The following is a 19,928-nucleotide window of genomic DNA, read 5'->3' as shown; positions in this document are numbered from 1 at the left end:
GTAAATAGCTATTAATATCCAGCACTAAGACTTACCTGATTCGATTAAGCGCGCATAACAAAAGAACACAATATTATTATGACAATAATATGACAGTTAAATGACATTATTAAGACAGGAATAAAGCCAGACAATAAAAAATAAAGGAAGGAGTACATTAGTGAAATTACCGCCCCGCCTGTAAAGGCAGAGCGGTATGCGAGATTACGCCGGGATAAGCTTATCGCGCTTCAGTTGATCAAAGAGCGCGAACAGGTCGTCGCGGGTGCAGTGATAACCCAGAAAGCCCGCTTTGCGGCTTTTGCTCATGTCGGTGAACACTTCCATCGGGCGACCCAGGTCGGCATCAGTATGCCACCAGGAGGCCAGCCGGTTGACGTCCGGTTCACTGAGCTGATGCGCCTGAGCGACCGCTTGCCACAATGCCGGAGCGTTATGGCGCGCCATGTTCGCTTCCAGCGGTTGTTCCGTTTCCGGGAACGGCGCCGCCTCGATACCGAAATAAGCGGCGATTTCTGACCACATCCATTTCCAGCGGAACACATCACCGTTCACGGTGTTGAAATCGTCGTTTTTCGCCGCAGGCGACGTGGCGGCCCACTCCAGCTGCTCGGCAACCAGGCTCGCGCTGCTCATGTCCGTTACGCCATTCCACTGCGCCGCTGAGCCCGGGAAGACAAACGGCAGGCCGTGGAATTTACACAGCGAGGCGTAAACCGCCAGCGTCTGGCCCATGTTCATGGCGTTGCCAATGGCGTAGCCGATGATGGTGTGCGGACGGTGCACGCTCCAGCTGTAACCATACTTTTGCGCGCCGGCGAACATCTCATCTTCCTGAGCGTAATAGAAGTTGGCGACCAGCTGGCGGCCCTGCTCTTCACGAAAGGGGGTGAGCGGCACTTCGCCTTTGCCGTAGGCATCGAACGGGCCGAGGTAGTGCTTCAGGCCGGTGACCAGCGCAACGTGGCTGCCGTTGAGCTTTTCACCCAGCGCCTCGATAACGTTACGCACCATGCCGCCGTTAACGCGAATGTTATCTTCTTCATTTGCCTGGCGCGCCCAGACGCTGAAAAAGAGCGCGTCCGGCGTAATCTCTTTCACCGCCTCTTTTACGGACGATTCAGAAGTGAGATCCGCCGTCAGGGAGTGGCAGCCCTCTGGCACCGGCGTACGCCCGCGCGAAAGGCCATAAACGTCCCAGCCCTGCTCCAGTAACCGTTTCGCCGTAGCGGAACCCACAACGCCGCTGATCCCGGCGATAAGCGCTTTTTTCTGCATTGAACTCTCCTTCAGGTAGTGAGATAAAGCTTAATCGGGAATGTGAGTCTTATCCCGGGTATAAAATCGCGGCATACGGGAAAAATATTCATCAATCATGATTACCGAAGAAAACCTGAAAGGCATAAGCTGCTTTGTCGCGACCGTCGAATGCGGCAGTTTTAGCGCCGCCGCCGGGCGGCTGAACCTTACCGGCTCCGCCGTGAGTAAAAGCGTGGCGCGCCTTGAAAGCCGCCTGGGCTCGCGGCTGCTTGACCGCACCACCCGCCGCATGGCGTTAACTGACGCAGGCCAGGCCTATTACGACACCTGTCAGCGCATCCTGAGCGAGCTCAGCGAAACCGAAGCGATGCTGGCGGCGCAGCGGCGCATTCCCGCAGGCAGATTGCACATCGCCCTGCCGCAGACTTTTGGCCGCAAAGAGGCGATGCCGCTGCTTAACCGCTTCGCCAGCGCCAACCCGGAGCTGCGCCTTACCCTCGCCTTCTCCGACCGTTTTCTCGATCTGTTTGATGAGGGGGTCGATCTCGCCGTGCGCATCGGCGGCCCGCTCGACTATCCGCAGACGCTTTCGTCCATGCTGCTCGGCATGGAAAAGCGCGCCTTCTTCGCTGCGCCTGATTACCTCGAGCGGCATCCGCCGGTGTGCAGCGTGGAAGATTTACCGTCGCATCGGGCGATTGTTTATCAACTGGCGGACGGCAGCCATAAAGCCTGGCGCATTGTGCAGGAGAACGGCCAGGCGGTGGACCGTCCCGCGCCGTGGCGCATGGCGGTAGGCGATGGCGAAGCGCAGCTGTCGGCCGTTAAAGCGGGGCTTGGCGTGGCGCAGATGGCGACCTGGCTTACCCGTGAAGCCGAAGCGGCGGGCGAGCTGGTGCGGCTGTTGCCGGAACGAGTCGTGGAAGGCTTGCCGCTGATGCTGGTGTGGCCGCGTAAAAAGACATTAACGCCGAAGATGGAAGCGCTGCTGGCAGCGATGCAGGCGCTAAGGATTGAGTGAGGTAGAAATGGGTGGGGGCCCTGCCAGCTAAGGCTAACTCTTACTTTTCAATCAACCAGAAGCATGTGGAACACGGCCTTTGTACCGCCAGATGAAGGCGCACTCAGGCCATCTCTCTTTAATCGTACTTATTAATTGGCTATCTGCTTTCACATTGACGTGGTCTCTGTTTTAGCATCGTAGCTCGGTATTAAGTTCATGCGGGGAAAACAACGGAGTCGCGTAAAAAGATTGCCGAAGCGAAAGCGTCGCCCGGCAATATTGAGTTGAGTAAAGAAATAAACCGATCAGGATGCCGGCGGCGTTAACGGCTGAACATCATTGCTATTCACCCAGCCGTGCGTCATTTTTCCGCTGTTGCCGGGATACTCAACCTCTGTCCAGCCGCCCTGGGTTTGTATTACCCCCACCACGTCTCCTTTAACGATCCAGGCTTTACGTCGGGTCGCGGCATCAGGCGTGGAGCTTAGATAAGTCCGTGGGCTGATTACCTGCATCAGCGTTTGCCAGTGTGTCTGCTGCGTCGTCTCCAGCTCCAGACCTGTCGCAATTTCAGGCATCAGCACATTCATACAACCCGCATGATTTTGCCCATCGGGAATGGCTAATGTGACACCCGTATTATTCGCGGTAATATGGCCCGAGAGTACAGATGAAGACCAGGAAGTGATGGCGTCTGGCTGTTGCGCTGAAACAGGGCCTGCCAGAAAGAAAGTGCAGGTACGTTTCACGCTGTCTTCAGCCGATTCGGAGTAATAGCCGGTTATCTTTCCCGTCGGTGAGACGGCCAGCAGTAAACCTTCATATACGCCAGACTGTAGTGTCGCGGCATACGAAGAAAACACCGCCATTAAGAGTGAAAAACCGCCAACCCTGCGCAACATTTTTGCTTTCATCACCGTCCCTTCTCCAGGTTTTCATACGTTCTGCGAATTTTAACGTCATAATCGCCGAAGTCGCTGCCGTTATAGTTATATGCCATATTGTAAAAGTCCTTATTTACCATTGCCGACAGCAATGCGCTGTTCTTCTTACACAAATGTAAAAAGGCATTTAATTGCTTACCAGCATTTGCCTTCATATCTTTTAAAAATGAGCTGAGATCTTTATAACCGCACGATTCGTAATTAAAGCCCATTATCTGGAACATTCCCCATGAACACGCTTTTATCGCAGCATCGGCATCCAGCGCGTAAGCCGCCGCCAGCGTATTCCATGCGGAAGTCTGGTCGATATTGTTTTTTTTCCATTCCGGACCCGCTTTTGACACATACCTATAGGACAAAAAAGGGTGGGTTTGATCGTATTTTCTTTTAGTGTATTTGCGGAAAATATGCCCTTCATAAGCAATAATCGGCAAATTTAAGGTATTAAAACCAGACCGACCGCCCGACTCCACAATAGAAAACGCTTTGATGATATTCAATTCAACCCGGCGGTTAAGATTTTCCCAGGCGTTGGTATAGTCCTGCTCCGTCAGCGACACAGCCCCATCAATGCCGGATGCCATCAGCTTGCTGCGCTCAAGAGTTTCATTTACAACGTTGTAACGCTCTTTTCTCAGGTAGTCGTTCACCATCTGACGGATGCTGTTTTCATTGGCAGAAGATTGCGTTGGAAATGAGGGAGCAAAAGACGGTTGTCGGGCCGCAACAGGATATTTCATCGCCGCGGCAATTAATCCACGGAAAGTCTTCCCTTCAGGCTCAATAACCCCATCGGGGTGCTGGAACCGCAAATGAATGGACTGGAATTGACTGATGGTTCTGATTAGTGTGGGAGAAATCATCCCGTCTTCGGGAATGTCATACTGAATGATGGGCTTGATAAGGTTGAACAGGTATTGAACGATGATGACGTCGCGCTGGAAGTTGCCTGCTTTACCTGGCGTGCCTACGGCGCTTCTCAATAAAGGTGGCAAGCGCCTGAGAGAATTATCCATTTCTTAATGCTCACAGATGAAAACATATACGGTTAGTGGGAAACAGCACCTCATGTCGCCAGCAAAAAGCTGATCGCATCCAGCATGCGTTGATACGCCACTTGCGTCGTCTTATCACCAGGATAAAACTGAAAAAAAGGAATTGTTGAGCAGAAATGGGTGGGGGCCCTGCCAGCTACATCCCGGCACACACGTCCTTTGCTTTGGCTGCTTCCTTCCGGACCTGACCAGGTAAACAAAGTAGCGTTGCGGGAGAACCAACAGGGCCCCCATTGAGGGCGTCGTTAAACGCGCAGGCGGCATTATGTCGCCTGCCCCCGTCAATTGCAAGCAAGCCCGCGCCGGATGCCGGTTTATTGCGCAGTGGCGACTGCGCTGAAGGGTTTCCGGCAAGCCAAAATCTCAATCTTTTTTGCTCCCTTCCGCTTTGCGAGCCGCCTCGCATTGCCTTTATTTACCCCTGTAGCACGCTGCTGTAACATGCTCGCGCCACTGGCAAAATCCAGTGGTCGGGATTTGCAGCCCGCCAACACAGCCAACCTCTTCCATTCATTACTCAGGACTATGACCATGAAACAAGACTGGCATCGGGCGGACATCATTGCAGCCATCAAGAAATCAGGTTCTTCGCTTGCCGCGCTCTCTCGTGAAAACGGACTCTCCTCCTCCACCCTTGCTAACGCCCTGTACCGACACTGGCCGAAAGGCGAACAGATCATCGCCGCAAAAATAAAAACACCGGCCAAAGAGATCTGGCCTTCACGCTACGGTGAATAAAAGCGCTATGCGGCGAACCGCTGGGCTCGCCGCTTTCAGGTTAAGACTTTTGATGTTTTTGCTAAGCGCGCAGCCAGCCCCTTCCCTCCTCCCCCACTCCTCACTATCCTTACTGTCTCATCTCACGGAGTGCGAATGATGGATAACCCGGACAGTTTCCCGATGCGCGTTTATCAGATTGTCGCGGCCATTCCTGAAGGATGCGTGACGACCTATGGCGAAGTGGCAAGGCTTGCGGGCTCGCCGCGAGCGGCGCGGCAGGTAGGCGGCGTGCTGAAAAGATTACCGGAAGGCAGCCAGTTGCCCTGGCATCGGGTTGTGAATCGCCACGGCGCGATTTCGCTTACCGGGCCCGATTTACAGCGTCAGCGGCAGGCGCTGCTGTCGGAAGGGGTTCAGGTCTCCGGCAGCGGACAGATAGACCTTGCCCGCTACCGCTGGCGCTATTAAAAACGCCTCCGAAGAGGCGTTAATGTTCAACTCAGAACTGCGTGGGAGCCGGAACCGCTGACGAAGGGTTAACCTGCGTTGGCGACGTGCTCGGCACCGTTGTCGCCGCACCGCCGCCTTCCTGTAACGGGATCGCGGTCTGCTGCACCGGCACCAGGTTCAGGTCGATTTTAGTGCCGCCCTGGGTTACTGCTGGTTTAACCTGGTCAGTTACCAGAACAATTTTGTTGTCGATGGTGATGGCGGCGCTCAGCAGAATGCGGGCATTCGGCTGTACGTCGGCCGGGTTAAACGGCAATACGAAGCTGAATGGCGCCTGCTTGCCTTCGGTACGTACCGCTTTTTGCGCGATAACACGGGAAGGCGCGTCAGACTGCGAGGCGTCGGCGAGCGTTACGGTCAGCACGGCATCCGGCGGCAGCGCCACTTTCTGACGGACCCAGACCGTACCGGAGACGTTAGGCTGTTTAATAACCGGCTGTGTCGCCACGCCGGCGGTGTTCGGATTCGGCGCCGGAACCGCTATGTCCGCGCTTTTATCCTTTGCGCAACCCGCCAGAGCAACCGCAACCGCTAAACCACTTAACATGTGCACGAGTTTCATTGCGTTCTCCTTATTTTCAATGCACCAGTGAGCGCGATAACTCACCAGAAGTGAGTGGTCAGAACTTGCTTGTCGTGCTAAGTGTGGCACAGGTCACTGATTTTCGCCTGGTAATGGGCCGCCATTAAGATAATTCCACCCCTCGGACCAGTTGTGGTTCTACGTTATACTCTCGTTACTTTCCCGGCACCGCTGTGCTTTCTTTTGCTGTTGAGGACCCGTTATGAGTCAGGCGCTGAGCAACCTACTGGCATTGTTGAATCTGGAAAAAATTGAAGAGGGGCTGTTTCGCGGCCAGAGCGAAGATTTAGGTCTGCGGCAGGTCTTTGGCGGCCAGGTCGTCGGGCAGGCGCTTTACGCTGCTAAAGAGACCGTGCCGGCAGAACGTCTGGTGCACTCTTTCCACAGCTATTTCCTGCGCCCGGGCGACAGTCAGAAGCCGATCGTGTATGACGTTGAAGTGCTGCGCGATGGCAACAGCTTCAGCGCCCGGCGCGTAGCGGCTATCCAAAACGGCAAACCTATTTTTTACATGACCGCCTCGTTCCAGGCGCCGGAAGCGGGTTTCGAGCATCAAAAAACGATGCCCGCCGCGCCGTCGCCCGAAGGGCTGAAATCGGAAACCGATATCGCCCGGGCGCTGGAAAAGTTCCTGCCACCGCAGGTGAAAGAGAAGTTCCTTAGCGATAAGCCGCTCGAAATTCGCCCGGTGGAGTTTCATAACCCGCTGAAAGGACACGTGGCGGAGCCGACGCGCCAGGTGTGGATCCGCGCTAACGGAGCGATGCCGGACGATTTCCGCGTGCACCAGTCGCTGCTGGGCTACGCCTCCGACTTTAACTTCCTGGTAGTGGCGCTGCAGCCGCACGGCGTGGGCTTCCTGGAGCCAGGCATGCAGGTGGCGACTATCGACCACTCTATGTGGTTCCACCGTCCGTTCGACATGAACGAGTGGCTGCTCTACAGCGTGGAGAGCACCTCCGCCTCCAGCGCGCGCGGCTTTGTGCGCGGCGAATTCTGGAGCATGGACGGCAAACTGGTCGCCTCTTCTGTGCAGGAAGGGGTGATGAGGAAGCGCGGTTAAGTAAGCCGTTACGGCGGGCCGCCCTGACGTTCAGGCGCGCCGTTTGCTGGCTGAATATGCGAAACGCCACCGGAAAGACGCTGCGCCACTGGTTTTTCCTCTCCCCTGAAAATAAAAAACCTCCCGCACGCGGGAGGTTTCAACAGGAGAGATGCTCTACTCAGGCGTTGTAGGCATTCTCGCCGTGGCTGTTGACGTCCAGACCTTCGCGCTCCTGGTCTTCCGGTACGCGCAGACCAACCGTCATATCCGCCAGTTTGTAGCCGATGAACGCCACCACGCCGGACCAGACCACGGTAACCGCAATACTTTCCAGCTGCACCAGCACCTGGTGACCCATGGTCACGCCTTCTGCGTAACCCACGCCGCCCAGCGAGCTTGCTGCGAACACGCCGGTCAGGATGCAGCCCACGATGCCGCACACGCCATGCACGCCGAAGACGTCGCACGGGTCATCAACGCGCAGCCAGCGTTTCAGCATGGTGACGCCCCACAGACCCGCCAGACCCGCCGCGATGCCCACAATCAGAGAGCCGCCGACGCCGATGTAGCCGCAAGCCGGAGTCACACCTACCAGACCCGCGATAGCGCCGGAGCAGGCGCCCAGCAGAGAAGGCTTGCCGCGCAGCGCCCATTCACCGAAGACCCAGGCGAGAATGGCGGCGGCTGTCGCCACAACGGTGTTCAGGAACGCCAGACCGGCGATTTCATTCGCCGCACTGGCGGAGCCAGCGTTGAAGCCAAACCAGCCAAAGTAAAGGATCGCCGTGCCGATAAAGACCATCGGCAGGTTATGCGGTTTGAACGCTTCTTTGCCAAAGCCCACGCGTTTACCCACCAGGTAAGCGCCTACCAGGCCCGCCACCGCGGCGTTAATGTGCACAACAGTGCCGCCTGCGAAATCCAGCGCGCCATGAGAACCCAGCAGGCCGCCGCCCCACACCATGTGGGCGATAGGCACGTAGGAGAGCGTCAGCCATACCACCACGAAAATAAGCACGGCGGAGAAGCGAATGCGCTCAGCCAGCGCGCCGACAATCAGCCCCACGGTAATACAGGCGAACGAACCCTGGAACGCCACGTGGATGTACTGGTAGAAGCTGCCCATGAGATCGGTGATGTTAATGCCCTTCAGCAGGATCCAGTTAAGGTTGCCGAAGAAGCTGCCGCCGGAGCCAAACGCCAGCGAGTAGCCATAAACCACCCAGAGAATGCAGACCAGCGCGAAAGTGACGGAGATCTGCGTCAGCATGGAAAGCACGTTTTTACCGCGCAGCAGGCCGCCATAAAAGAGCGCCAGGCCAGGTACGGTCATAAAGAGCACCAGCGCGGTGCAGATCATCATAAAAGCGTTGTCCGCTTTGTCCGCCACCGCCGGAGCGGCCATGGCAAGGCCGGGCAGAAGCGAAAGCAGGCCGAGGCCAGATTTCAGTGCTGTGTGTTTCATCTTTTCCATTCCTGTCACGGTTGGCCAGTTACAGTGCCGCTTCGTCGGCTTCGCCGGTACGAATACGAATCACGCGTTGCAGCTCGGCAACGAAAATTTTGCCGTCGCCAATTTTGCCGGTATAGGCAGCTTTACTAATGACATCAATCACTTCATCAAGTTGATCGTCTGCAATAGCAACGTCAATCTTCACTTTCGGCAGGAAGTTAACGCTGTATTCGGCACCGCGGTATAACTCGGCGTGGCCCTTCTGGCGACCAAAGCCTTTCACCTCGGTTACCGTCAGCCCCTGAATGCCAATTGAAGAAAGCGCCTCGCGCACGTCTTCCAGTTTGAATGGTTTGATTACCACGGTAACCAGCTTCATAAATCCCCTCCAGTCGAATTGGGTAATGGCCGCAGCTAACAACGTTATTAAAGCAAGCGGCGTGCCAGGAATGAAAAAGCGGGAGTTTTTGCGCCCGGCGAGCGGGCATTCATGGAGTAAATGAGTAAGAAAAAAGTGTGACCGGGATTCAGATTGTTCCTGGAAAGCAAAAACGCACCATGCTGGTGCAGGGTGCGTTGCATTTTTGCACCAGCAAAGCGAGCGCCCGGTGCGGTGCGTAGTTTTAGTGCATCAGGCGATAAGCGACTCTTCCCGCTCGCTCGCTTCCAGCTCTTCGCCTGCCAGCTGAAGCTGGTACATCTGCCAGTAGCGCCCTTTCGCGGCGAGCAGTTCCTGATGCGTGCCGCGTTCAACGGCCTGGCCGCGGTGAAGCACCATGATCGTATCCGCTTCCACAATGGTGGAAAGACGATGCGCGATGACCACAAGCGTGGTGTGTTCACGGATCGCCGCCAGCGCCTGTTGAATCGCCTGCTCGGTGCCGGAGTCGATGTTGGCCGTCGCTTCATCGAGAATCAAAATTTGCGGCGTCTCGACCAGCACGCGGGCCATCGCCAGCAGCTGTTTCTGACCGACAGAGAGATTATTGCCCTGTTCGCCAAGGCGGGTGTGGATACCCTGCGCCATGCCGCGCGCCAGCTCCGCCAGCTGTACCGTCTCCAGCGCCTGCCAGACCTGTTCTTCGCTGATGTCGCGCCCAAGAATGACGTTGGCGAAAAACGAATCCGCCAGCACCACCGGGTCCTGCTGCACCATCGCCACTCCCTTGCGCAGCGCGCCATGGCTCAGGCTCTGGAGCGGCCGCCCGTCAAGACGGATTTCGCCGCGCGTCAGCGGGTAATATCCCATCAGCAGGTTCGCGAGCGTGCTTTTACCGCTGCCGGTATGGCCCACCAGCGCAACGAAATGACGCGACGGAACATGCAGATCGATATCCTGCAAAACCAGACGATCGTCGCGATAAGCGAACGAGACATTGTCGACGTCGATCGAACCGCTTTGCAGCGGCCTCTTATCATCGCCGTAGTTCTGGCGCGGCCTGTCCATCAGCTCGAAAACGCGTTCGCCCGCCACCACCGCCTGTTGCAGCATCGACTGCTGCGTGGTGAGCTCAATAAGCGGTTCGTTGAGGCGGCCCAGATAGCTGATAAAGGCATACAGCACCCCAACCTCTATCGTGCCGACTGACGTAAAGCCGAACAGCATCAGCAACCCGCAGAGCACCAGCGCGGAAAAAAGGCTTAACAGCGGACGCAGCAGGAAACCATCCAGGCGCAGCGTCTGCATGCGCGCCAGATAGTGCGAATGGCTCGCTTCATTCATCCGCTCCCCAAAGCGCGCCTGCTGGCGAAACTGCTGGATGACGCTCATGCCGTTGATCACTTCGTTAAAGCCGTCGTTGATATCCGCCAGATAAGCCCGCACCCGGCGCACGATGGGGGTGCTGTAGCGCTGATAAATCAGCATTACAATCAACACCGCCGGGAAAATGGTGATAGCCACCAGCGCCATCCGCCAGTCGAGGCTGAACATGGCCACCAGCATCGCGCCCACCAGCGCCGCGCTGCGCAATACCGTTGCGACAACGGTGACGTAGAGATCGCGGATAACTTCAGTGTCGTTGGTCACGCGGGAGATAAGCTGCCCCACCGGTTGGGTGTCGAAGGCGCCGAGCGGCTGGCGCAGCGCGGCGTCCATCGCATCGGTGCGAAGCTGCTGCACCACCCCCACCGCCGCTTCGTTAAACAGCAGCGACTGCCAGTAGTGCAGCCCGGCGGCGAGCAGTTGCAGCAGGAGATAAACCGCCGCCAGCCCGCTGACCAGCGCAAGCGGCATACGATGCTGTGCGACGAGATTGTCAATAAAGTAGCTGATGAGCGCCGGGCCGCTGACTTCCGCCGCGGCGGCAACCCACAGCATAACCACCGCCATCGAAAGCGGTTTACGCCAGGGCTTGCCATACGCCAGCAGGCGTTTTAGCGTCGGCCACAGCTGACCAAAATTACGCATTTATCGCCTCCTGTTGGTTCTCTTCCGGCGCGTCGTCCAGCGCCGCTTCAAGCTGCTGATAGCGGTACATATCGCGATACCAGCCCGGCTGGCTCGCCAGCTGGTCATGCTGACCCCGCTGGGCTACATGACCGTGCTGCAGCACCAGAATTTCGCTCGCTTCGGTCAGCGCCGAAAGGCGATGGGCGCTGATGATAACCGTACGGTCTTCTCCCCACTGGCGCAGGTTGTGCAGGATCTGGTGTTCCGTGCGCCCGTCCACTGCCGAAAGCGCGTCATCCAGAATCAGCATCTCCGCGTTCAGCAACAGAGCGCGGGCAATGGAGATACGCTGCTTCTGCCCGCCGGAGAGCATCACGCCGCGCTCGCCCACTTCGGTGTCGTACCCCTGCGGCAGGCGCAGAATATCTTCATGCACGCAGGCGAGTTTCGCCACATGTTCAATCTCCTGCTGCGTGGCTTCAGGCTTGCCGAGGGCGATATTGTTCGCCACCGTGTCAGAGAAGAGGAACGGCGTCTGGTTCACGACGGCCAGCCGGGCGCGCCAGTCATCCAGCCTCAGACGAGGCAGCGGGATGTCATGAAAGCGAATCTCCCCTTCATCAACGTCGAAATGACGCTGTATCAGCGTTAACACGGTGCTTTTTCCCGCGCCGGTCGGCCCGCACAGCCCTAACATCTGCCCCGGTTTCAGGGCGACGTTGAGGTTTTGCAGCGTCGGCTGGGTAGCGCCTGGATAACGGAAGGCGCGGATAGCCACGCGCAGTTCGCCGCGCCCCGGCGGCGCGCTTTCATCGCCGTCGTGAACCACGGGCGCCTCAGCAAGCATGGCGCGAATGCGGCTATACGCCGCGCTGCCGCGCTCGACGATGTTAAACATCCAGGCCAGCGCCAGCATCGGCCAGATCATCAGGCCCAGATACATCGTGAAGCTGGTGAGCTGGCCGAGCGTCAGCGTGCCGTTCATCACCATCCAGCTGCCGCCGCCGATAGCCAGCAGGTTCGCCATGCCGATGGCGATGTAAATGGTCGGGTCAAAGCGGGCATCCACGCGCGCCACCCGCAGGTTCTTCTGCCCCGTCTCCCGCGCATCTTCGGCGAACAGCGCCGACTGACGGTCTTCCAGGCCGAACGCCTTGATCATGCGGATGCTGGTCATGCTCTCCTGAGTACGATCGTTAAGCGTTGAAAACGCCGCCTGCGCCGCCTTGAAGCGGTGGTGTAGCTGGTCGCCGTAGCGCTTAATGACAATGGCCATCACCGGCATCGGCAGTAATGCCAGCAGCGTAAGCTGCCAGCTTATCTGCGTGCTCATGACTATCAGCACCGCGCAGCCCATCACCAGCGAATCTACCAGCGTTAATACCCCTTCGCCCGCGGCAAAGACCACGCGGTCGACATCGTTGGTGGCGCGCGCCATTAAATCGCCGGTGCGGTGGCGTAAGTAGAACTCAGGATGCTGGCGGCTGAGCTGGCGATAAAAATCGCGGCGCAGCTCTACGGCAAGCTGATAAGACGCGCCGAACAGCAGCACGCGCCAGACGTAGCGCAGCAGATAAACCACAATCGCAATCGCCACCATGACGCCTATCCACAGTAAAATCTGCCCGGCGGTGTAGTGGCGTTGGGTGACGCCGTCCACAATAACGCCCACCAGTTTTGGCGGCACGAGTTGCAAAACGGCGATGATGATAAGCAGGGCTACGGCGCCGAGATAGCGTCGCCACTCCCGGCCGAAGTACCAGCTTAACTGAGCAAATAATCGCAAAACGTTTGTCCTGATTGTCTTTAATGACGATAAGCGCAGGGATGGAGTATAGGTGGCCGCTAAAGGCTACGCCTCCACCGGCAGGGCTGTGGTGTATTTTATCTGCTCCATGGCGAAACTCGAAGTGACCTCGGAAAAGCCCGGCACCTGGTTCACCAGTCGCTTGTAAAACTCGTCATACCGCTTCATATCCGCTACCTGAACCTGCATCAGGTAGTCGTACTCCCCCGCCATGCGCCAGAAGCCCAGCACCTCAGGCATGCCGCTTACCACCGAGACAAAGTGGCTGTACCACTCGCGGTTATGGTGCTGGGTTTTGATAAGCATAAACGCCGTCAGGCCGAGGCCGAGCTTTTCCGGGTCCAGCAGCGCCACTTTACCCGTGACATAACCTTCTTCTTCCAGACGCCGGAGCCGTTTCCAGCAGGGGGTTGTTGTCAGATTAACGGCATCAGCGAGCGCCTGCAAAGAGCGGGTGCAGTCACTTTGTAGCAACGCAAGGAGCTTGCGGTCAATTTTATCTAACATAGCGGCCACCAGGAGAATAATTTTCTCTTATTCAAGCCGCCTGTAGGTTAAATGGCAACGTTTTTCCCCGCGCTCTTCGTTACTCTAAGCACAAATTGACAAACGGATCACGCGCATGACCAGCTCCTGGGTACGCCACGCCATTACTGAAATCAACGCTGATAACCAGCGTTCTGCGGATACGCACCTGCTGCGCCTGCCGCTGCCCGCCTTTCCGGGCATTTACCTCTATCTGAAAGATGAAAGCACTCACCCGACCGGCAGCCTGAAGCACCGCCTCGCCCGCTCTCTTTTTCTCTACGCCTTAAGCAACGGCTGGATAAAAGAAGGCACGCCGATTATTGAAGCCTCCTCGGGGTCGACTGCTGTTTCAGAAGCCTGGTTCGCCCGGCTGCTGGGGTTGCCTTTTATCGCGGTCATGCCCGCCTGTACGGCGAAGCGCAAAGTTGAGCAGATAGCGTTTTACGGCGGCCGCTGCCACTTCGTGCAAAGCGCCTGCGAAATTTACGACGCGTCCGAGACGCTGGCGCGCGAGCTTGGCGGCCATTATATGGACCAGTTTACCTACGCCGAGCGCGCCACCGACTGGCGAGGCAACAACAATATCGCCGACAGCATTTTTCGCCAGATGCGCCATGAGCCGCATCCGGTGCCGGCGTACATTGTGATGAGCGCAGGCACGGGCGGCACTTCCGCAACGCTTGGCCGTTACCTGCGCTACCAGGGACACGACACGAAGCTGATGGTAGTAGACCCGCAAAACTCGGTGTTTATGGATTACTGGCACACCCGCGACAACACGTTGCGAAGCGGCGTGGGAAGTAAGATTGAGGGCATCGGCCGCCCGCGCGTGGAGCCTTCTTTTATTCCGGACGTCGTGGATGAGATGTTGCGCGTGCCGGACGCCGCGAGCGTCGCCGCCATGCAGTGGCTGGAGACGCAGCTTGGCCGCAAAGTGGGCGCCTCCACCGGCACCAATATGTGGGGCGCGTTGCAGCTGGCGGCGCGCATGCGCGACGAAGGCCGCCAGGGGGCGATTGTCACCCTGCTGTGCGACAGCGGCGAGCGCTATCTCGATACCTATTACCAGCCGGAATGGGTGGCGAAAAACATCGGCGACCTGGCGCCGTATCAGGCGGCGCTGGCCTCGCTGCTGGAAGAAAAAAAGCCGGGCTAGCCCGGCTTGCTGGAAATCCTCATCATTCGGGGGAATAAGTAAGGTGTGGTGTATCCAGCCAATGTGTTAAATAGTGTGAAACCGCCTGTCGGCTACAGTGACCTATCACCGGCAGGTGGGGTAAATCCGCTATCAGCTGCGGCATGGCGTTGCCCATAATCAGCCCATGCCCGACCAGCGAGAGCATCTCGCGATCGTTCATGGCGTCGCCGAACGCCATGCATTCCGCCAGCGTATAACCCAGATGCTGGCTCAGCACGGCCAGCGCTGCGCCCTTATTGCATCCCGGCGGCAGCACTTCCAGACAATCTGAGGCGGAAAAGCACAGGTGCGCGTTGTTTCCCAGCGCCTCGTTAAGCTGAACGCGCAGGCGACACAGATCGTCATGATCGCCGCAGAAGCAGATCTTCGTCACCCGGTGCGCCGGGATCCGTTTGAGATCCACCAGTTGATAACGAAAGCCGCTATAGCGGTGCGCGACGAGCAGCTCCGGCATATCGCGGTCGGTCAGCCAGCCGTCATCATTAAAGACGTGAATGCTCGCCTGTGTATCCCAGTGGCTGTGCAGCACCGTTTCCGCCACGCCGGGCGCCAAATCCTGGCTGTGCAGCAGTTCCCCTTCCAGGGTATGAATGCGGGTGCCGTTGCCGGTTATCAAAAACGCTTCCAGAGAAAACTGGCCGAGAAGGGGTCGCATCTCCATGACGTGCCTGCCGGTCGCAAAGGCCAGCGCAATGTCCCGCTCCTTCAGGCGGCGCAGCGTGCTGATAGTCTTTTCGCCCAGCCGATGGTCCGGCATCAGCAGCGTGCCGTCCATATCAAAGGCCGCGAGTTTCGCCATGGTTATCTCCTGTGTGAAGCTGATTGCATGCCGAAAAGTATCGCCTGGTATATACGGAACTAATAGTGAATACTTGCCAGAAACTGTTCCGGGTTTTGTATGCGACTGCTCAATCGATTAAACCAGTTTCAACGTCTCTGGCAGCCTTCAGCGGGCTCGCCTCAACAGACCACCGTGGCGGAACTGGCGGCGCGCTGCTTTTGCAGCGAGCGCCACGCCCGCTCTCTGCTGCGTCAACTTGAAGAGGCAGGCTGGCTGACGTGGCAGGCGCAGTCAGGACGGGGAAAAAGAGGCACGCTAACCTTTCTGGTTAGCCCGCAAAGCGTGCGTGCGGGGATGATGGAAAAGGTGTTACGCCTGGGGGAACATCACAACGCCCTTGCGCTTGCGCAGCTGGCGCCGGAGCAGTTGCGTCATCTGCTGACGCCGTTTCTGGGCGGCCAGTGGCAGAACGACACGCCAACCCTGCGCATTCCCTATTACCGTCCGCTGGAGCCGCTAACGCCCGGCTTTTTGCCAGGACGCGCCGAGCAACATCTGGCAAGCCAGATTTTTGCCGGGCTGACGCGCTTTGAGGCGGCAAGCCTTCGTCCACACGGCGACCTGGCGCACCACTGGGAGGTTTCCCCCGACGGCCTGACCTGGCGTTTTTATCTTCGCTCCACCCTGCACTGGCATGACGGCAAGCCGGTCGAAACGGCGCAGCTGCTTACAAGCTTTACCCATCTCCTGACGCAGCCCGCGCTGCGCCAGCTTTTCTCAAGCGTTAAAACGGTCGACTCGCCCCACGCCCGGTGTTTGCGCTTCACGCTCTTCAGGCCCGATTACTGGCTTCCCTGGCGGCTCGCCAGCTACTGCAGTTTTCTCGCGCACCCGGATGATAATCAAACTGGCTGCGGCCCGTTTCGGCTCACGGCTTTTACGCCTGAGCTGGTGCGGCTGGAAAGCCACGAGTTTTACCATCTGCAACATCCGTTGCTGAAGGCGGTGGAATACTGGATAACGCCGCAGCTTTTTGACCGCGCGCTCGGCACCAGCTGCCGCCATCCGGTGCAGATAGCCCTTGGCCAGGAAGAAGAGCTGGCCCATCTGCGTCCAGTCAGCAACAGCATCAGCCTCGGCTTTTGCTACCTCGGCGTACGCCAGGCCGGACGTCTCTCCATCGCACAGGCGCGGCGGCTTATCAGCCTTATCCACCAAAGCGGCATGATTGACGCGCTGCCGCTGGACGAAGGGCTGATTACGCCGAGTCGCGAAATGCTGCCGGGCTGGGAACTGCCGCAATGGCCGCCGCAATCGGTGCAACTGCCGCCCCGGCTGACGCTCTTTTATCATCTGCCGGTCGAGTTGCATGTTATGGCGCAGCAGTTACGTGAACAGCTGGCCTCTTTGGGTTGCGAATTAACCCTCCATTTTCACGATGCCAAAAACTGGGACGGCTGCGGCGAACTGGGGAAAGCGGATATGGTGATGGGCGACAGGCTTATCGGCGAAGCGCCGGAATATACGCTGGAGCAGTGGCTGCGCTGCGACGCGCTCTGGCCGAATTTGCTGACGCTTGCGCAACAGCAGCATCTGTTCGCCACACTCGATTCCGTACAGCGCTATCCCGATGACGAGACCCGTAACGCCGCCCTGAAAGCCGTGTTTTATGAAATGATGTCCGCAGGCATCATCACGCCGCTCTTTAATTATCGCTACCAGATAAGCGCGCCGCCGGGGATTAACGGCGTTGAGCTTAACGCGCGCGGCTGGTTTGATTTCACCCGCGCCTGGCTGCCGCCGCCTGAGCAAGGCAAAGAAGCTGGTTAGCATGGCGCTACGGCGCTACCATACCGTTTTTGCGATTAAGAACCACAGGGTTGATTATGAAACGTGCCGTTGTTGTCTTCAGCGGAGGACAAGACTCCACCACCTGCCTGATTCAGGCGCTCCAGCAGTATGATGAAGTTCATTGTGTGACGTTTGATTACGGCCAGCGCCATCGGGCCGAGATTGATATCGCCCGCGAACTGGCGTCCAGGCTGGGCGCACGGGCGCACAAAGTGCTGGACGTCACGCTGCTGAATGAACTGGCGGTGAGCAGCCTGACCCGCGACAGCATTCCGGTGCCGGATTACGACCCGCAAGCGAGCGGCATTCCCAGCACCTTTGTGCCAGGCCGCAACATTCTGTTCCTGACGCTCGCGGCCATTTACGCCTACCAGGTACAGGCGGAAGCGGTAATAACCGGCGTTTGCGAGACCGATTTTTCCGGTTACCCGGATTGTCGCGATGAATTTGTCAAAGCGCTTAACCATGCCGTAAGCCTTGGCATGGCGCGGGACGTGCGTTTTGAAACGCCGTTGATGTGGCTGGATAAAGCGGAAACCTGGGCGCTGGCGGACTACTGGGGCAAACTCGAGCTGGTACGCCATGATACCCTCACCTGTTATAACGGCATCAAAGGCGAAGGCTGCGGCGAGTGCGCCGCCTGCAACCTGCGCGCCAACGGCCTTAACCGTTATCTTGGTGACAAAGCGGGCGTTATGGCCGCGCTCAAGCAGAAAACGGGGTTACGCTAATCGCGTTTCGCCCGCTTTCAACCGCTCGAACTCTTTGGCGTCATGGCTGCAAAACAGCGTGACGCCAGCGTTAGCATCGGTCGCCAGCGCCCTTAAGCGGCGCTGGTTATTCAGCCGGGCGTCTTTATCTTCCTGCATCATCGTCTGGTAAAAGCGCAACCCCGGCGTGCAGTGATAAGTGGGCGCCATTTCTTCGCGGAAAAACCACGCATCGCCGCCGTGTAATAGCCAGCCCCCTGGCGTATCTATCGCCACCCCGGCGTGCCCCTGCGTATGTCCACGCAGTGGGATTAACAAAATCTCCGGCGGCAGGCCTTTTAACTCTCTCACCGACTCAAAACCAAACCACGCTTCGCCTCGAGGCTGATAGCCGTGCCAGCCTGAAATCGCGCCCCACTGACCGGGCCGATAACGCTCGCGCGCCAGCCAGCCGCGACGGTCGCTGGCGGTATTGATTTCAGTCTGCATCAGATGCACCTGAGCGTTCGGGAAATCGCTCAGGCCGCCGGCATGGTCGAAATCAAGATGCGTAAGCACAATATGGCGGACATCACCCGGCGTAAAGCCCAGCGCCGCAAGCTGATACGCAGCCGTAAGCTCTTTACGGTACTGAATATTGTTCATTGCCCGGAAAAACCACGGCAGGCGATGGGAGGGCTCCGCCATATCTTCAAGCCCGAAGCCGGTGTCCACCAGCACCAGACCATGCTGGTCCGTCTCTACCAGCAGACAGTGGCAAATCAGGTGCGCGTGCGCGCCCTTGCTGAATCCGTCATAAAGTTTGCCGCCCAGCGGGCACATACAGCCGCAGTTAAGATGGTGAATCCGCATTGCACCTCCGGTTATACGAGTCCATAACCTGAAGTATAAGTGGTTAAAAAATATAAGCAGAACGGCAGGGGGTGATTAGTTTTGGAATGGAAGATGAAGCAAGAAACAGACAGGCGACAGCTAATAATGTGCTCTGTTGCGGTTTACCCCGCCCAGGCGGGGAATACCAAAGCGAAACGCGCTGGCGTCATTTTCAAGGGGGGTCCCCCGCTTACGCGGGGAACACCAGCCTTCGCAATACCAGATTATCTACCGGGCTGAGGAGCCAAAAGCCATCAGGCGTCATGAAAATATTTTTAAGCCATTAGGCTATTAATTTTTCCAGCTTTTCACGCAGCTCGCCTTCAATCGGCAGCGCTTTTTGCGTTTTGAGATCGATGCAGACAAAAGTGATTAACGCGTCGGCGACCACCTGCCCTTCTGGCTCGAGCGTAATTACCTGGCTCAGAACGCCGCTTTTACCGTTAAGCTGTTTCATTTCACTGGTTACGGTAAGCAGATCGCCCAGCACGGCGGGACGGCGATAATTGATGTTGATGTTTACCACAACAAAAGCAATGTTGTTGGCCGTCATCCACTGAAAACTTTCTTCATGCTCAAGGCCATCCCAGCGCGCCTCTTCAAGAAACTCCAGATAGCGGGCGTTATTAACATGTTGATAAACATCAAGATGAAAACCCCGTACTTTGATTTGTGTCTGCATAGCGCTTTAACCCTTGTCATTGTTTTAATCGATACAGAGGTCACACCACTGGTATGACCTCTTTAGTCTGGCAAAAGTTTTTAACTCTGCAAGGACAAGTTACGGTTAAAGCGTGAGGTTAGGCAGGTTCCTTTCCACCAGCGAATCGCCCATGCCAGGCACCTGTTTTAACTCTTCCAGCGCTTTGAAAGGGCCGTGCTCTTCGCGATAGCTGACGATAGCCTGCGCTTTTTTCTTACCCACGCCGTTCATCGCCTTCGCCAGCTCATCTACCGTGGCGGTATTGATGTTGACGGTGCCTTCTTCGCTTTGTGATGCTTTTTCGCCAGGTGTCATCGCTTTGCTATCGGCGCTATCGGGTCGGGTTTGCGTTACCTGCGCTTTTCCTGCAGAAGGCGCCGCCAGTGAGGTGCTGCTAAGGCCGCAGCCTGCTACAGCCAATGCCAGACAGAGTGCTTTGATTCCACGTTTCATGCTGTTTTCTCCTTGTTTGTTGACAGCAGAGCTACCTTATTGCGCCAGCCGTAACGCGA

21 protein-coding genes and 1 other RNA gene are annotated in these 19,928 nt (G+C 57.4%); 7 read left to right on the top strand and 15 right to left on the bottom strand.

Annotation, left to right across the window (positions count from 1 at the left end):
* Positions 1–204 precede the first annotated feature (204 nt).
* Positions 205–1,278 (bottom strand): SDR family oxidoreductase, encoded by a 1,074-nt coding sequence (locus MT962_RS01545; RefSeq protein ID WP_247364259.1) that lies wholly within the window; start codon positions 1,276–1,278, stop codon positions 205–207.
* A 94-nt stretch (positions 1,279–1,372) separates the two neighbouring features.
* Here MT962_RS01545 and MT962_RS01540 point away from each other — a divergent pair, with 94 nt between their 5' ends.
* On the top strand, positions 1,373–2,281 hold the full coding sequence (locus MT962_RS01540) for a LysR family transcriptional regulator (protein ID WP_247365079.1): 909 nt from the start codon (positions 1,373–1,375) through the stop codon (positions 2,279–2,281).
* 287 nt (positions 2,282–2,568) lie between these two features.
* Here the strand turns inward: MT962_RS01540 and MT962_RS01535 are convergent, their stop codons facing one another.
* The 3 genes from MT962_RS01535 to ffs form a co-directional block, all read right to left on the bottom strand.
* Positions 2,569–3,177, bottom strand: a complete 609-nt coding sequence (locus MT962_RS01535; protein WP_235146807.1) for a hypothetical protein — start codon at positions 3,175–3,177, stop codon at positions 2,569–2,571.
* Positions 3,177–4,223, bottom strand: coding sequence for an N-acetylmuramidase domain-containing protein (locus tag MT962_RS01530; RefSeq protein ID WP_247364258.1), 1,047 nt, complete (start codon positions 4,221–4,223; stop codon positions 3,177–3,179). Before MT962_RS01530 ends, MT962_RS01535 begins: the two co-directional genes overlap by 1 nt.
* 166 nt (positions 4,224–4,389) lie before the next feature.
* Positions 4,390–4,486, bottom strand: an RNA gene (ffs, locus tag MT962_RS01525) — signal recognition particle sRNA small type.
* 301 nt (positions 4,487–4,787) lie between these two features.
* On the opposite strand from ffs, the gene MT962_RS01520 reads away from it, so the two are divergent.
* Positions 4,788–5,000, top strand: a complete 213-nt coding sequence (locus tag MT962_RS01520; RefSeq protein WP_024557422.1) for a helix-turn-helix transcriptional regulator — start codon at positions 4,788–4,790, stop codon at positions 4,998–5,000.
* A gap of 138 nt (positions 5,001–5,138) precedes the next feature.
* Positions 5,139–5,450: an MGMT family protein gene (locus tag MT962_RS01515; protein WP_024561509.1), complete on the top strand. Its 312-nt coding sequence runs from the start codon at positions 5,139–5,141 to the stop codon at positions 5,448–5,450.
* Between the two features lie 31 nt (positions 5,451–5,481).
* Here MT962_RS01515 and MT962_RS01510 read toward each other — a convergent pair whose 3' ends face one another.
* Complete coding sequence (locus MT962_RS01510; protein WP_024557424.1) at positions 5,482–6,054, bottom strand: YbaY family lipoprotein; 573 nt, start codon at positions 6,052–6,054, stop codon at positions 5,482–5,484.
* A gap of 223 nt (positions 6,055–6,277) precedes the next feature.
* Here MT962_RS01510 and tesB point away from each other — a divergent pair, with 223 nt between their 5' ends.
* A complete protein-coding gene (gene tesB / locus MT962_RS01505; protein ID WP_024561510.1) occupies positions 6,278–7,138 on the top strand; it encodes an acyl-CoA thioesterase II in 861 nt (286 codons plus the stop codon).
* Between the two features lie 160 nt (positions 7,139–7,298).
* Here tesB and amtB read toward each other — a convergent pair whose 3' ends face one another.
* The 6 genes from amtB to MT962_RS01475 all read right to left on the bottom strand — a co-directional run bounded on the left by amtB (position 7,299) and on the right by MT962_RS01475 (position 13,279).
* Positions 7,299–8,585 (bottom strand): ammonium transporter AmtB, encoded by a 1,287-nt coding sequence (amtB, locus tag MT962_RS01500; RefSeq protein ID WP_024557426.1) that lies wholly within the window; start codon positions 8,583–8,585, stop codon positions 7,299–7,301.
* Between the two features lie 28 nt (positions 8,586–8,613).
* On the bottom strand, positions 8,614–8,952 hold the full coding sequence (gene glnK / locus MT962_RS01495; RefSeq protein WP_002891893.1) for a P-II family nitrogen regulator: 339 nt from the start codon (positions 8,950–8,952) through the stop codon (positions 8,614–8,616).
* A gap of 47 nt (positions 8,953–8,999) precedes the next feature.
* Complete coding sequence (locus MT962_RS01490; RefSeq protein WP_247364257.1) at positions 9,000–9,155, bottom strand: hypothetical protein; 156 nt, start codon at positions 9,153–9,155, stop codon at positions 9,000–9,002.
* Positions 9,156–9,204: 49 nt separating this feature from the next.
* Positions 9,205–10,983: a SmdB family multidrug efflux ABC transporter permease/ATP-binding protein gene (locus MT962_RS01485; protein WP_247364256.1), complete on the bottom strand. Its 1,779-nt coding sequence runs from the start codon at positions 10,981–10,983 to the stop codon at positions 9,205–9,207.
* Positions 10,976–12,751: a SmdA family multidrug ABC transporter permease/ATP-binding protein gene (locus MT962_RS01480; protein ID WP_024561373.1), complete on the bottom strand. Its 1,776-nt coding sequence runs from the start codon at positions 12,749–12,751 to the stop codon at positions 10,976–10,978. The genes MT962_RS01485 and MT962_RS01480 overlap by 8 nt, the downstream gene beginning before the upstream one ends.
* A 66-nt stretch (positions 12,752–12,817) precedes the next feature.
* Entirely contained in the window at positions 12,818–13,279 is a 462-nt protein-coding gene (locus MT962_RS01475; RefSeq protein WP_024557429.1) for an Lrp/AsnC family transcriptional regulator, read from the bottom strand.
* A 115-nt stretch (positions 13,280–13,394) separates the two neighbouring features.
* On the opposite strand from MT962_RS01475, the gene MT962_RS01470 reads away from it, so the two are divergent.
* A complete protein-coding gene (locus MT962_RS01470) occupies positions 13,395–14,456 on the top strand; it encodes a PLP-dependent cysteine synthase family protein (RefSeq protein WP_024557430.1) in 1,062 nt (353 codons plus the stop codon).
* A gap of 22 nt (positions 14,457–14,478) precedes the next feature.
* Here the strand turns inward: MT962_RS01470 and cof are convergent, their stop codons facing one another.
* The gene (cof, locus tag MT962_RS01465) at positions 14,479–15,297 is read right to left on the bottom strand and encodes an HMP-PP phosphatase (RefSeq protein ID WP_247364253.1); all 819 of its coding nucleotides are present in this window, start codon (positions 15,295–15,297) and stop codon (positions 14,479–14,481) included.
* A 99-nt stretch (positions 15,298–15,396) separates the two neighbouring features.
* Between cof and MT962_RS01460 the strand changes: the two genes are divergently transcribed.
* Entirely contained in the window at positions 15,397–17,109 is a 1,713-nt protein-coding gene (locus tag MT962_RS01460) for an SgrR family transcriptional regulator (protein ID WP_247364249.1), read from the top strand.
* Positions 17,110–17,165: 56 nt separating this feature from the next.
* Positions 17,166–17,861 carry a 7-cyano-7-deazaguanine synthase QueC gene (gene queC / locus MT962_RS01455; RefSeq protein WP_188723122.1) on the top strand — a complete coding sequence of 232 codons (696 nt, stop codon included), beginning with the start codon at positions 17,166–17,168 and terminating at the stop codon, positions 17,859–17,861.
* Here the strand turns inward: queC and MT962_RS01450 are convergent.
* The 3 genes from MT962_RS01450 to MT962_RS01440 all read right to left on the bottom strand — a co-directional run bounded on the left by MT962_RS01450 (position 17,853) and on the right by MT962_RS01440 (position 19,869).
* Positions 17,853–18,692, bottom strand: coding sequence for an MBL fold metallo-hydrolase (locus MT962_RS01450; RefSeq protein WP_247364248.1), 840 nt, complete (start codon positions 18,690–18,692; stop codon positions 17,853–17,855). The genes queC and MT962_RS01450 overlap by 9 nt on opposite strands.
* A gap of 304 nt (positions 18,693–18,996) precedes the next feature.
* A complete protein-coding gene (locus MT962_RS01445; RefSeq protein WP_024561378.1) occupies positions 18,997–19,395 on the bottom strand; it encodes a YbgC/FadM family acyl-CoA thioesterase in 399 nt (132 codons plus the stop codon).
* 105 nt (positions 19,396–19,500) lie between these two features.
* Complete coding sequence (locus tag MT962_RS01440; protein ID WP_247364245.1) at positions 19,501–19,869, bottom strand: helix-hairpin-helix domain-containing protein; 369 nt, start codon at positions 19,867–19,869, stop codon at positions 19,501–19,503.
* Positions 19,870–19,928 lie beyond the last annotated feature (59 nt).

The organism is Franconibacter sp. IITDAS19 (genome assembly GCF_023079515.1).
Taxonomy (GTDB): Bacteria; Pseudomonadota; Gammaproteobacteria; order Enterobacterales; family Enterobacteriaceae; genus Franconibacter; species Franconibacter pulveris.
Note: the sequence above shows the minus strand (reverse complement) of the source record. Positions and strands in the feature narration are given on the sequence as shown.